11 protein-coding genes are annotated in these 12,912 nt (G+C 74.0%); 5 read left to right on the top strand and 6 right to left on the bottom strand.

The window, feature by feature from the left end; translation table 11 throughout:
- Positions 1–38 precede the first annotated feature (38 nt).
- Positions 39–1,433 carry a neutral zinc metallopeptidase gene (locus ACI79X_RS08065; RefSeq protein WP_457024901.1) on the top strand — a complete coding sequence of 465 codons (1,395 nt, stop codon included), beginning with the start codon at positions 39–41 and terminating at the stop codon, positions 1,431–1,433.
- A gap of 10 nt (positions 1,434–1,443) precedes the next feature.
- On the opposite strand, the gene phaZ is transcribed toward ACI79X_RS08065, so the two are convergent.
- The 3 genes from phaZ to ACI79X_RS08050 form a co-directional block, all read right to left on the bottom strand.
- Positions 1,444–2,241: a poly(3-hydroxyalkanoate) depolymerase gene (gene phaZ / locus ACI79X_RS08060; RefSeq protein WP_457024900.1), complete on the bottom strand. Its 798-nt coding sequence runs from the start codon at positions 2,239–2,241 to the stop codon at positions 1,444–1,446.
- A gap of 4 nt (positions 2,242–2,245) precedes the next feature.
- A complete protein-coding gene (locus ACI79X_RS08055; protein WP_457024899.1) occupies positions 2,246–4,000 on the bottom strand; it encodes a PHA/PHB synthase family protein in 1,755 nt (584 codons plus the stop codon).
- Positions 4,001–4,070: 70 nt separating this feature from the next.
- Positions 4,071–5,252 carry an acyl-CoA dehydrogenase family protein gene (locus tag ACI79X_RS08050; RefSeq protein ID WP_457024898.1) on the bottom strand — a complete coding sequence of 394 codons (1,182 nt, stop codon included), beginning with the start codon at positions 5,250–5,252 and terminating at the stop codon, positions 4,071–4,073.
- Positions 5,253–5,428: 176 nt separating this feature from the next.
- On the opposite strand from ACI79X_RS08050, the gene ACI79X_RS08045 reads away from it, so the two are divergent.
- Positions 5,429–6,136, top strand: coding sequence for a hemerythrin domain-containing protein (locus tag ACI79X_RS08045; protein WP_457024897.1), 708 nt, complete (start codon positions 5,429–5,431; stop codon positions 6,134–6,136).
- Positions 6,137–6,253: 117 nt separating this feature from the next.
- Here ACI79X_RS08045 and ACI79X_RS08040 read toward each other — a convergent pair whose 3' ends face one another.
- Together ACI79X_RS08040 and ACI79X_RS08035 are read right to left on the bottom strand one after the other, a co-directional pair.
- Positions 6,254–7,300 (bottom strand): YihY/virulence factor BrkB family protein, encoded by a 1,047-nt coding sequence (locus ACI79X_RS08040; protein WP_457024896.1) that lies wholly within the window; start codon positions 7,298–7,300, stop codon positions 6,254–6,256.
- Between the two features lie 95 nt (positions 7,301–7,395).
- A complete protein-coding gene (locus ACI79X_RS08035; RefSeq protein ID WP_457024895.1) occupies positions 7,396–8,913 on the bottom strand; it encodes an MFS transporter in 1,518 nt (505 codons plus the stop codon).
- A gap of 201 nt (positions 8,914–9,114) precedes the next feature.
- On the opposite strand from ACI79X_RS08035, the gene ACI79X_RS08030 reads away from it, so the two are divergent.
- Positions 9,115–9,285: a hypothetical protein gene (locus ACI79X_RS08030; protein ID WP_457024894.1), complete on the top strand. Its 171-nt coding sequence runs from the start codon at positions 9,115–9,117 to the stop codon at positions 9,283–9,285.
- Between the two features lie 85 nt (positions 9,286–9,370).
- Here ACI79X_RS08030 and ACI79X_RS08025 read toward each other — a convergent pair whose 3' ends face one another.
- On the bottom strand, positions 9,371–11,161 hold the full coding sequence (locus ACI79X_RS08025; RefSeq protein WP_457024893.1) for an acyl-CoA dehydrogenase: 1,791 nt from the start codon (positions 11,159–11,161) through the stop codon (positions 9,371–9,373).
- Between the two features lie 94 nt (positions 11,162–11,255).
- Here ACI79X_RS08025 and ACI79X_RS08020 point away from each other — a divergent pair, with 94 nt between their 5' ends.
- On the top strand, positions 11,256–11,726 hold the full coding sequence (locus ACI79X_RS08020; RefSeq protein WP_457024892.1) for a hypothetical protein: 471 nt from the start codon (positions 11,256–11,258) through the stop codon (positions 11,724–11,726).
- Positions 11,723–12,898, top strand: a complete 1,176-nt coding sequence (locus ACI79X_RS08015) for a zinc-dependent alcohol dehydrogenase (protein WP_457024891.1) — start codon at positions 11,723–11,725, stop codon at positions 12,896–12,898. Before ACI79X_RS08020 ends, ACI79X_RS08015 begins: the two co-directional genes overlap by 4 nt.
- The last annotated feature ends 14 nt before the right edge of the window (positions 12,899–12,912 follow it).

Below are 12,912 nucleotides of genomic sequence, written 5' to 3'. Positions count from 1 at the left end.
GGCCCGGACGCAGGCACCGGCCCGACCGGAGGTGTCCCGTGCGCATGGGTCCCGGGCGCTCCGCCCGTGCCGCCGGTCTGCTGCTCGCCGCGGCGGCGGCGCTCACCGGCTGCACGGGCGTCGTCGTCGGCACCGCGTCCCCGCCCGGCGGCGGGCTGCGCACCGACGCCACCGACGCCGACGTGCCCGTGCGGCTGGCCGAGCCCGGCGGCGAGACCGACCGCATCGCCCGCAACGCCATCGCCGACGTCCTCGCCTACTGGGAGGAGACCTACCCGCAGGTCTACGGCGGGTCGTTCGGCGAGGTCGAGGGCGGCTTCTGGTCGATCGACCCCGAGGAGACCGACGCCGCCGACCTGCCCGACGGCGACTGCTTCGCCGAGGACGTGGCCGAGCTCGCGGAGAACGCCTACTACTGCGGAGGCGCCGACGTCGTCGTCTACGACCGCGCGTGGCTGGAGGACCTCGCCGGCGACTACGGGCCGTTCATGATCGCCGAGGTGATGGCGCACGAGATCGCACACGCCGTCCAGGCCCACGCGGGGCTCGACGACCCGTCGATCATCGCCGAGACCCAGGCGGAGTGCTTCGCCGGCGGGTGGACGCGCTGGGTGGTGGAGGGGCGGTCGCGGCACTTCACCGTGCAGCCGAAGGAGCTCGACCCCTACCTGCTCGGCTACCTGTACTTCGGCGACGCGGTCGGCTCCTCGCCCGACGCCGAGGACGCGCACGGCTCGCTGTTCGACCAGCTCTCGGCGTTCCAGGAGGGCTACGCCGACGGGCCGCAGGCCTGCGCGGCGTTCGACGGGACGCGGCTGTTCACCGAGCAGGAGGCCGACCCCTCCGACGGCAGCGGCGACCTGCCCTACGAGCAGATCGTGGACACCACCGACGACGTCCTCGACGCCTTCTGGCGCCAGGCGCTGACGGCGGGCTTCCCGGGCACCGCGGCGCTGGGCGGGGCGCTGTCCGAGCCCGACGTCCGCGCCGCCGACGGTGAGGGCATGGTGTGCGGCGGCGGGGGTGCCGAGCTCGACCTGCAGTTCTGCCCGGAGGACGGGTCGGTCCGCTACGACGCCGCCGGACTGCTCGAGCCGGCCTACGACGAGGTCGGCGACTTCGCCGTCACCACGCTGATCGGCCTGCCGTACGCGCTGTCGGTGCGCGAGCAGCGCGGCCTGCCCGTCACTGGCACCGACGCCGTCACCAGCGCCGTGTGCGCCACCGGCTGGCTCGCCCGGGAGATGTACCTCGGGGAGATCGACGCGGCGCAGCTGTCCATCTCACCGGGCGACGTCGACGAGGCCGCCGTCGTGCTGCTGCAGTACGCGACCGACCCCGCCGTCGTGCCCGACTCCGGGCTCTCCGGCTTCCAGCTCGTCGACTCCTTCCGCCAGGGCTTCGTCGACGGCGGCGGCAGCTGCGGTCTCTGACCCGGCGGGCTCAGGGCGCGTCGAGGAAGGCGTCGACGACGGGGGCGAGCTCGTCGGCCTCGGTGACCAGCGCCAGGTGCCCGCCGGAGTAGAGGTGCAGCCGGGCCCGGGGGATCCCGCGGGCCAGGATGCGGGCGTTGACCGTCGGGATGATCGGGTCGTCGTCGCCGCAGAGGACCAGGGTCGGCTGCCGGATGAGCGAGAGGAACGGCAGGCTGCTCCAGCCCGCGCTCGCGGCCAGCTGGTAGTAGTAGCCGCGCTGCGGGCCCAGCCGGGTCTCGGCGTGCAGGGCCCGCGCCGCCCGGGCGGGGTCGGTGCGCACCGAGCCGCCGTAGATCGTCCCCGCGATCCGCTCGGCGTAGGCCGGGTCGCGGTGCCGCCGGGGCGTGAGCATGTGCGAGAGCACCCGCGGTGACGCCGGCACCATGAGCGACCCGGTGCCCGTGGCGGCCAGCACCAGCCGCCGGCAGCGCCGCCGGTGCTGCACCGCGAAGTGCTGCGCCAGCCCGCCGCCCCACGACAGGCCCAGCACGTCGACCGGCCCCTCGTGGCCCAGCCGCCGCAGCAGCCCGGACACCACCGGCGTCAGCGTGGCCAGCACGTAGGGCACGACGGGCGCGGGTGAGCCGCCGACCCCGGGGACGTCGAAGCGGACGACGGTGCGCCGCGGGTCGAGCGCGTCGACGAACGGCTGCAGCACCTCCAGGCTCGCCCCGATGCCGTTCATGAGCACCAACGGCGGCGCGGTCCCGTCGCCGCGCCGCTCGGCCACCCGCAGCGTGCGCCCGCCGGCGGTCAGCGTGCGCACGACCTCACTTGTCGAAGACATAGGTCCCCGGTGCGTCCCCGAGCACGGGCAGCTCCGCGCTGCCGAGCTCCTGCGGTGCCGGCACCTCCTCGCCGGACCGCTCGCCCAGCCAGGCGGTGAAGTCCGGCCACCAGGAGCCCTTCTCCTCGTGCGCGGAGGCGAGCCACTCCTCCGGGTCCGCCGGCGTCTGCGGCGCCACCCGGAACGACGCCTTGCGGTTGCCCGGCGGGTTGACCAGCGAGGCGATGTGGCCGCTGGTGGACAGCACGAACCGGCTGTCCCCGCCGAGCAGCTGGGTGGTGCGGTAGCAGGACTGCCAGGGGCACAGGTGGTCGGCGATCCCGGCGGTGACGTAGGCGTCGACGTCGACCGTGGACAGGTCGACCGGCGTGCCGAGCATCGTCGTCGCGCCGGGCGTCGTCAGCCGGTTGCCGACGGCGACCTCGATGAAGTCGCGGTGCAGGGCCGCGCTCATCCGCGTGGTGTCGGCGTTCCAGTAGAGGATGTCGAAGGCCGGCGGCGGGTTGCCCTGCAGGTAGTTGTTGACCCAGTAGTTCCACACCAGGTCGTTGGGCCGCAGCCAGGCGAACACCTCGGCGAGCATCGCGCCGTCCAGGTAGCCCTTCTTCCGCGACTTCTCCGTCGCCTCCTTGACGGCCTCCGGGTCCATGAGCGCGCCGACCGTCCCGGCCTTGGCCCAGTCCAGGACGGTGACGGCGAAGCTCGCGGCGGCCACCCGGTCGAGGCGGTCGGTGGCGGCCAGGTGCGCCAGCACCATCGCGAGGATGATCCCGCCGCTGCAGAAGCCCTGGAAGGAGACCCGCTCGCTGCCGGTGATCCGCGCGGCGGCGTCCATGGCGTCGAGGACCGCCTGCCCGTAGGTGTCCAGCCCCCAGTCGGCGTGCCGCTCGTCGGGGTTGCGCCAGCTGATCATGAAGACCTGCTGGCCCGCGGCCACGTAGTTCTCCACGATGCTGCGGCCGGGCGCGAGGTCGGTGACGTAGTACTTGTTGATCGTCGGCGGGACGACCACCAGCGGCACGGCGCGCACCGTCTCCGTCGTCGGCCGGTACTGGATGAGCTCGAAGACCTCGGTGCGCAGCACCACCGCGCCCGGGGTGACCGCGAGGTCCTCCCCCACGGTGAACGCGTCGGGCTCGACCATCGAGGGCACCCGTGGCGGGGAGAGGACGTCGCTGACGAACCGGCGGGCCCCCGTGACGACGTTGCGCCCGCCGGTGTCGATGGCCGCCTTGAGCGCCAGCGGGTTGAGGAACGGCACGTTGCTCGGGGCCAGGGCGTCGACGACGTTGGTCAGCGCGAAGCGGATCCGCTCGTCGTCCTGCCAGCCGAGGTCGACGTCGTCGACGATCCCGGCGGCCGCCCGGGCCGCGGCGATGTGCGCCTGCATGGTGCGGCGCAGGAAGGGGTTGCCGGTCCAGGCGGGGTCGGCGAAGCGGCGGTCCTTCGGCGAGGGCGCCACCTCGGAGCGGCCGACGGCGATCCGGCCCAGCTCCCGGACCAGCTCCCCGCCGCGGCCGGTGACGGCCTCGGGCTTCCGGACCAGCGCCGCGCCGAGCGCCCCCAGGGTGCGCACCGGCGGGACCATGCGCCGCAGCGGCCCGCGGGCGGCGTCGACGAGGACCATGTCGAGGCCCATGACGGCCTCGCCGGCCTGCTCCTCGGCGCTGCCGTCGGCGGCGGCGGCAGGGCGGGGACGGGGGGTGTCGCGGTCGGTGCGCGGCGCGGTGCTGGTCATCCGGACTCCCGGTGGTCGTCGGATCCTGTGACCCGCTTCACTCAAGCACAGACGCCGGGGTCCGGCACCGTCACGCGATCGCGCTCCTGCCCGTGACCGCCCGGCCCACGATCAGGCTGTTCACCTCGCGGGTGCCCTCGTAGGAGTAGATGGCCTCGGCGTCGGCGACGAACCGGCCCACGTGGTTCTCCAGCAGGATCCCGTTGCCGCCCATGAGCTCGCGGGCCCAGCCGACGGTCTCCCGCATGCGCATGGTGCTGTAGCCCTTGGCCATCGAGGCGTGCTCGTCGCGGAGCATCCCGCAGTCCTGCAGCTGGGAGGCGCGGGCGCACAACGCCGCCGAGGCGGTGATGTTGCCGAGCATCCGGAACAGCAGGTCCTGCACCAGCTGGAACGAGGTGATCGGCCGGCCGAACTGCTCGCGCTCCATCGCGTAGCGCAGCGCGTGCTCGTAGGCGCCGCGCGAGCAGCCCACCGCCGACCACGCCACGCTCACCCGGGTCGCGCGCAGCACGTTCGCGGTGTCGCGGAAGGAGTTGGCGTTCTGCAGCCGGTTCTCCTCCGGCACGCGGACGCCCTCGAGCGTGATGTGGGCGTTCTGCACGGCGCGCAGCGCGATCTTGTCCTCGAGGTCGACGGCGGAGAACCCCGGCGTCGGCGTCTCGACCACGAAGCCGAGCACCCGGTCGGTCTCGACGTCGCGGGCCCAGATGACGACGAGGTCGGCGAAGCTGCCGTTGCCGATCCACTTCTTCTGCCCGTCGAGCACCCACTCGCCGCCCTCGCGGCGGGCCGTCGTCTGGATGCCGCGGGCGACGTCGGAGCCGTGCTCGGGCTCGGTCAGGCCGAAGGCGCCGATCAGCTCCATCCGCGCCATCGCGGGCAGCCAGCGCTCCTTCTGCTCCTCGGACGCGCACAGGTGCAGCGTCCCCATCGCCAGGCCGCCGTGGACGCCGATGAACGTGGCCACCGACGGGTCGCCCCGGCCGAGCTCCATCGCCACCATGCCGTCGAACAGCGAGGAGCGGCCGGGGGAGCCGTACCCGGAGTACTGGGCGCCGGCGATGCCGAGCTCGGCGAGGCCGGGGATCAGCTGGCGGGGGAACTGCGCCCGGGTCCAGTACTCGTTGATGATCGGCTCGACCTGCTCGTCCATGAACGCGCGGACGCGGTGCAGCGTCGCCCGGTCCTGGTCGTCGAGCAGCGCCTCGAGGTCGTAGAAGTCCGACGTGACGGGTGGCCGGTCGGCCATGGGTGCCTCCTGGCGACAGCGGGACCGCGGCGTCCCGTGGGCCCGCCCTACCCGCGGCCGGGCTGGGCAACCCGGGCCGTCGTCCCGGTCGCGGCGGGATCGCGGCCGGCGGCATGGGGACCGCCCGCACCGGGCAGGAGCGGACGGTTCCGTCCGCACTCCCCCAGGAGGGCCCCGTGCCCCGTTCCATCGCCGACCAGACCGAGGCCGAGCTCGGTGGTCCCGGCAGCGTGCTGGTGCGCCAGCGCAAGGACCACGTCGAGCTCGACCGGCTGCTGCACGAGCTCGACGGCGCCACCGGCCGGCACCAGGAGGAGGTGCTCACCCGCATCGACCGGCTGGTGTTCAGCCACGCCTTCGCCGAGGAGACCGTTCTCTGGCCGGTGGTCCGCCGGGTGCTGCCCGACGGCGACGAGATCACCCGCCGGGTCGAGATCGAGCACCAGGAGGTCAACGAGCTCGTCGCCGCGCTGGAGGAGGGCGGTCCCGGCTCCCCGGAGCGGCCGGCACGGCTCGCCCGGTTGGTGCAGGTGCTGCAGGAGGACGTCCGGGACGAGGAGGACGTGATGTTCCCCCGGCTGCAGGAGCGCCTCGACGTCGCCGAGCTGCGTCGCCTGGGCCGCCGCTGGGACCTCGTGCGCCGCATCTCGCCGACCCGGCCGCACCCGACGGTGTCCCGCCGCCCGCCCGGCAACGCGCTCTCCGGCCTGCCGCTGTCCCTGGTCGACCGCAGCCGCGACGCCGTCGACGCCGTCGTCCGCCGGGTGCCCGAGCGGTTCGCGCCCGCGGGCGAGGCCGTCAGCCGCGGCCTGGCCGCGGTGGCAGCGGTCATCGAGCGCACCCCGCCGGCCCGCCGCGGGGACGGGCCGCCCACCGCCCGCTGACGCGCACACGGCAGAGGCCCCCTCCCCGGCCAGGGAGGGGGCCTCTGCCACCTACTGGAACGGCCCGCCTGCACGACCCCGCCACGAGCCTGCGAGTGGTGGGGCCAGGGGGTCCTTCTAGTTGGTGTTGCGGTCCTTCGGCTCGGCGCGGGCGTCGAGCTGGATCTCCTTCTCGGCCGCCGGGACGCCCTCCTTCATCTCCTTCGTCCGCTCCATCTCGGCGTCGAACTCGATGCCGAACAGCAGCGCCAGGTTGATGAGCCAGAACCAGATGAGGAAGACGACGACGCCGGCCAGCGTGCCGTAGGTCTTGTTGTAGCTGCCGAAGTTGCCCACGTAGAACGCGAACGCCGCCGAGGCCACGACCGCGACGAGGATCGCCACGCCGGCACCCGGGCTGACCCACTTGAAGCCGCGCAGCTTCACGTTCGGCGTCGAGTAGTAGAGGACGGCGATCATCAGCGCCAGGATCACGAGGATCACGGGCCACTTGACGACGTTCCACACGGTCAGGGCGGTGTCACCCAGGCCGATGGCCGAGCCGACGGCCTCGACGACCGGGCCGCTGAGCACCAGCATGAGGACGATCGTGGCGGCGAACAGGATGCCGATCAGCGTGACCAGCAGCTGCAGCGGCTTGAGCTTCCAGATCTTGCGACCCTCGGGCGTCTCGTAGACGACGTTGGCGGCCCGGGTGAAGGCGCCGACGTAGCCCGACGCCGACCAGACCGCGCCGGCCAGACCGATGACGAGGCCGATCCCGGCGGCGCTCTGGTTGCCGGCGACCTGCTCGATGACCGGTCCCAGGGTGTTGGCCGCCTGCCCGGGCAGGACCGTGGTGAGCGCGTTGGTCAGCTGCTCGGGCGTCGTCAGCAGGCCGACGATCGACACCAGCGCGATGATCGCCGGGAACAGCGCCTGGATGCCGTAGTAGGTCAGCGCGGCGGCCCAGTCGGTGAGGTTGTCCTCGCTGAACTCCTTGAGCGTCCGCTTGATCGTGCCCATGGTCGTGGGCGTGCGCTCGTGGCCCTTGGGGGCGCTGTCGAAGCGCGTGGAGTTGACCTTGTCGTCGTGCGGCGCGGGGTCGCCGGCGGTGTTGCCGGAGAAGCGCGTCGGCTTCGACGACTCGGTGCTCGCGGCGCGTGAGCCGTGGGGTCGGGCCATCGTGGTCCTCCGGGACAGGGTGCGGGCGGATCAGGGTGATCGATTCCCCGGACGGTCCCGTTCCATGCACCCGGGTGATCACCCGGCGTGTCCGCTCAGCGGATGCCCGACACCGGCGACCACTCCCCGGCCCGCGCGCAGGCCCGCTCGACGTCGGCGAGCTCGTCGGGCCCCGCCGGTCCCCGCCGGCGGGCCTGCACCATGCCGGCCACGCTCACCAGGGCGACCGCCGCGGCCGCGCCGGCGCCCAGCAGCGACACGACCGTGAAGGCGGAGGCGCGGGGGAAGCCGGTGGCCGGGTCGAGACCGGCGCCGAGCAGCGCGACGGTGAGCGTGCTGCCCACCGCCTGGCCCACCGCGCGGGCGATGGAGTTGACCGCGTTGGCCACGCCCGTCTCGCTGCGGCGGACCGCCGAGACCACCAGCGAGGGCAGCGCCGCGTAGGCGACCGTCACCCACGCCTGCGACAGCAGCCCGGCCACGACCACCCACGCCGGCTCCGCGCGGCCCAGGGCGAGCACGAGGAAGCCGGCCAGCCCGGTGACCGAGCCGGTGAGCAGCGTGGGCAGCGCGCCGATCCGGTCGACCACGCGCCCGGCCAGCGGGGCGAGCGCGATGCCCAGCACGCCGCCGGGCAGCAGGTAGACGACGGCGGCCTCGAGCACCGGTGCGCCGAAGCCGTAGCCGGCGGCCGCGGGCGGGGTCTGCACGTACTGCATGACCACGAGGAAGGAGACGAACAGCCCGACGCCGGTGGCCAGGCCCGCGAGGTTCGGGACGAGCATCCGCGGGTCGGCCAGCAGCGCCGGGCGGACCAGCGGCTCGGCGCGGCGGCGCTGCAGCAGCACCCAGCCGGTGAGCACGACGAGTGCACCGGCGGCGCAGCCGAGCGTGAGCGGCGACGTCCATCCCCAGCCGTTGCCCTGCGAGACCGGCAGCAGCAGGAGCACCAGGCCGGCGCCGAGGACGACCGCCCCGGCCCAGTCGACCCGCCCGGTGGCCGTCGCCGGGCGGCGGGGCAGCACGAGGGCGGCCAGCGCCAGCGAGACGAGCGCGACGCCGAGGCCGATCCAGAAGGGCCGGTGGTAGTCGCCGCCGTCGCCGGTGAGCAGCCCGGCGGCCACCAGCCCGACCACGCCGCCCACGCCGAGCGTGCTGCTGACGATCGACATCGCCACGCTCAGCCGCTCCGGCGGCAGCTCGCGGCGCAGCAGGCTGATCGAGAGGGGGAACAGGCCGTAGGAGGAGCCCTGCAGCACCCGGGCGACGATGAGCAGCGGCAGCGAGCGGGTGATGATCGCGAGCAGCGTGCCGACGGCGACCGCGGCCAGGATGCCGAGCACGACCGGGCGCTCGCCGTGGATGTCGCCGAGCCGGCCGAGGACCGGCGTGAGCACGGCGGCGGCCAACAGGTTCGCCGTCAGCACCCAGCTCGCGGCGGCGGCCGAGACGCCGAGTTGCTCGCCGATCGGGCCGAGCACCGGGACCACGAGGCTCTGCAGCAACGACAGGGTCGTGACACCCAGTGACAGGGTCAGGACGAGGAGCGCGGGACGCGTCGGGCGGGCGCTGGAGGCCGTGCCCCGTCGTCGGGCCTGCGCGCCTGCGGACACGTCCCGATGACACCATGCGTGCGCCCTCGGCACCGGCCGGGCTCCTCGCGGGCCCGGCTGTGCTTCCGATCACAGTCCGTCAGGTGAACATCACGTGCCGACGATTGAGAGGGCGGTCGGCTGGGGACACAGTCCTCAGACGACGAGCCGCTGGGCACGGTCCCGGCGGCGCGAGACGAGATGAGCAAGGGGTAGTTCGAGATGGTTCTGTGGCCCGCTGTCGCCCTCGTCGGTTTCCTGGTCCTCACCGGCCTGGTCATCGTGATGGGCGCCTCGACGACCGCACGGTACGAGCAGGAGCAGCGGGCGGCCCGCGCGGCCACGCCCGCGCCCGCCGGTGCCGAGGCCGTGGGGGTCGCACGGGCCGCCTGAGCGTGATGCCCACTGACGCCCCGCGCGACGACCCGCGCCCCGCCGCTCCTCTCCGGAGCCGCGGGGCGCGAGTGCGTCCGGGTGCCTACAGGTGCGTCTCCGGGGTGTCGAGCACCGTGCGGTCCAGCGACTCCAGCAGGTCCAGCCAGGTGTGCACCTTCGGCAGCTCCCAGCGCTGGAAGTACCGCGCCGCGGCGCGCTTGCCCTCGTGGAAGTCGCTGGTCTCGTCCCGGGTGGCCAGCGCCTGCTCCAGCCACAGCCACGCGACGACGGTGTGCCCGGCGGCGTCGAGGTAGGCGCTCGCGTTGGCCAGGGCCAGCGCGGGGTCGCCCGTGCCCCACAGCGTGCCGGTGACCTCGACCAGGCGGCGGACCGCGGTGTCGACGTCGGCGGCCAGGTCGGCGAAGGGGGTGCCGGCCGCCCGTGCCGTCGTCGCCCCGATCGTCTCGGCCAGCAGCCGCAGCCCGGCGCCGCCGTGCATCGTCACCTTGCGGCCGAGCAGGTCGAGGGCCTGGATGCCGTTGGTGCCCTCGTGGATCGGGTTGAGCCGGTTGTCCCGGTAGAACTGCTCGACCGGGTAGTCGCGGGTGTAGCCGTAGCCGCCGTGCACCTGGATGGCGAGGTCGTCGGCGACCGGGCCCCACTGCGACGGCCAGGCCTTGGCGATCGGCGTCAGGGTGTCCAGCAGGAGGTGCGCGCGCTCGCGCTCCTCCTGCGTCTCCGCCGTCCGCTCCTCGTCGACCAGCCGGGCGCAGTAGAGGCCCAGCGCCAGCCCGCCCTGGGCGTAGCTCTTCGCGGCGAGCAGCATCCGGCGGACGTCGGGGTGGTCGACCAGCCGCACCATCGGCGAGGAGGCGTCCCGGTTGCTCGCCGGGCGCCCCTGGGTGCGGGTGCGCGCGTACTCCAGGGCGTGCAGGTAGCCGGTGTAGCCGAGGACCGTGGCGCCCATCCCGACGCCGATCCGGGCCTCGTTCATCATGTGGAACATGTAGGACAGGCCCTTGTGGGGCTCGCCCACGAGGTACCCGACGGCGCCGGCGCGGCCGCCCGGGGTGTGCACGCCCTCGCCGAAGTTGAGCAGCGTGTTCGTCGTCCCGCGGTAGCCCATCTTGTGGTTGAGCCCGGCCAGGACGACGTCGTTGCGCTCGCCGATCCCGCCGTCCTCCCGCACGAGGTACTTCGGGACGACGAACAGCGAGATGCCCTTCACGCCGGGCGGGCCGCCGGGGATCTTCGCCAGCACCAGGTGGACGATGTTCTCGGTCAGCTCGTGGTCGCCGGCCGAGATCCACATCTTGTTGCCGGTGAGCCGGTACGTGCCGTCGTCCTGGGGCTCGGCGCGGGTGGTGATGTCGGCGAGCGACGACCCGGCCTGCGGCTCGGACAGCGCCATGGTGCCGAACCAGCGGCCCTCGAGCATCGGCCGGACGTAGGTGTCCTTCTGCTCCTGCGAGCCGTGCGCCAGCAGCAGGCGCGCGTTGCCCATGGTCAGGAACGGGTAGCTCGACGTACCGACGTTGGCCGCCTTGAACCACGCGAACGCGGCCTGCCCGACGGTCTGCGGCAGCTGCATGCCGCCGTACTCCTCGTCGAAGGTGCCGGCCATGATCCCGGACTCGCGGAAGACGTCGAGCGCCCTGCCGACCTCGGGGATCATCTCCACCCGGCCGTCGACGAACCGGGGCTCGTTCTCGTCGGCCTTCCGGTTGTGCGGCGCGAAGTGCTCCGTGGCGATCTGCTCGGCGAGCTCCATCACCGCGTCGAACGTCTCGCGGGAGTGCTCGGCGTACCGGGGGCGCTTGGTGAGCGTCTCGACCTCCAGCCACTCGTGCAGGAGGAACTCCAGGTCGCGGCGGGACAGGATGAGCGAGGACACGACGGCCTCCACGGACGACGGCGGCGGGAGAGGCGGGCGCGCGGCCCGACCGGCTCACGATAGGCCGGGCGCCGGGCCGGGTAGCCAGCGCCGCATGGACATCGACCAGCTGATCGGCCGGGCCACCGGCCTGGCGAGCGGGGCCGGCGCCGCGCTGCTCAGGCAGTTGCAGCACGTGCGGGTCCCCGGCGCCGGCCAGGCCTCGGCCACCGACGACCCGGCGGTCGCCGCCCGGAGGTGGCGGGCGGTCACCGTGCTGCGGGAGCCCGGGGAGGTGTCGGCCGCGCTGCCCGCGCCGCTGGCCGCGCTCGGCGACCGTGTCGAGGTGCGCACGACGCCCGCGCCGGGCGACCGGGGGACCGAGCTGGCGGCCCGCTTCCGCGGCACCCCGACCGAGGACGAGGTCGGCGAGCTGCGCGCCGCGCTGCGCGAGTCGAAGGCGCTGCTGGAGGTCGGCGAGGTGCTGCGGATGGAGCCGCAGCCCCACGGGAGGCGCGCGGCCACCCCGCAGGGTGCCGCGCTCGAGGGCGCCGCGCAGGCCGCGCCGAAGGAGGGCGTGCTGTGAGGGCCGCGACCTGGACCGGCGTCAACGAGGTCTCGGTGGAGACCGTCCCCGACCCGACGATCCTCAACGACCGCGACGTGGTCCTCAAGGTCTCCCGGACGACGACGTGCGGCTCCGACCTGCACCTGCTCGGCGGCTACATCCCGGCGATGCGGGTGGGCGACGTGCTGGGCCACGAGTTCATGGGCGAGGTCGTGGAGGTGGGCCCCGGCGTGCGGGACCGCCGGGTGGGCGACCGCGTCGTCGTCAACTCCTTCATCGCCTGCGGGCACTGCTGGTACTGCCGGCAGGAGCTCTACTCGCTGTGCGACAACGGCAACCCGAACCCCGGGATCACCGAGGGGCTGTGGGGGCAGAGCCCGGGCGGGTGCTTCGGCTACTCGCACGCGATGGGCGGCTTCGCCGGGTCCCACGCGGAGTACATCCGGGTGCCGTTCGCCGACGTCGGCACCTTCCTCGTGCCCGAGGAGGTCAGCGACGACCGCGCGCTGTTCGCCTCCGACGCCGTCTCCACCGGCTGGATGGGCGCCGACCTGGCCGGCACGGAGCCGGGCGACACCGTCGCCGTGTGGGGCGCCGGCGGGGTGGGCCAGATGGCGGCGCGCGCGGCGATGCTGCTCGGCGCCGAGCAGGTGTACGTCATCGACCGGCTGCCCGAGCGGCTCGAGCAGGTGCGGCGGCACGTGGGCGCCGAGGTGATCGACTACTCGACCACCGACGTGATGGCCGAGCTGCGCGAGCGCACCGGCGGGCGCGGTCCCGACGTCTGCATCGAGGCCGTGGGCATGGAGGCGCACAGCACCGGCGTGCAGGGGGCCTACGACCAGCTCAAGCAGCAGTTGCGGCTGCAGACCGACCGGCCGTCGGCGGTGCGCGAGGCGATCATGGCCTGCCGCAAGGGCGGGAGCGTGTTCGTGCTCGGCGTCTTCGCGGGGCCGGTGGACAAGTTCCCGCTGGGCGCCGCGATGAACAAGGGCCTGACGCTGCGCGGGGCGCAGGTGCACGGCCAGCGCTACATGCCGCGGATCCTCGAGCACATGGCCCGCGGCGAGCTGACCACCGAGCACCTGGCCACGCACGTCATGCCGCTGGAGGACGCCCCGCGCGGGTACCGCATGTTCAAGGACAAGGAGGACGGCTGCGTGCGCGCGGTCTTCCTGCCGCACGGCTGACCCCCGCGGCCGAG

This window comes from Geodermatophilus sp. SYSU D01119 (assembly GCF_054049975.1).
Note: the sequence above shows the minus strand (reverse complement) of the source record. Positions and strands in the feature narration are given on the sequence as shown.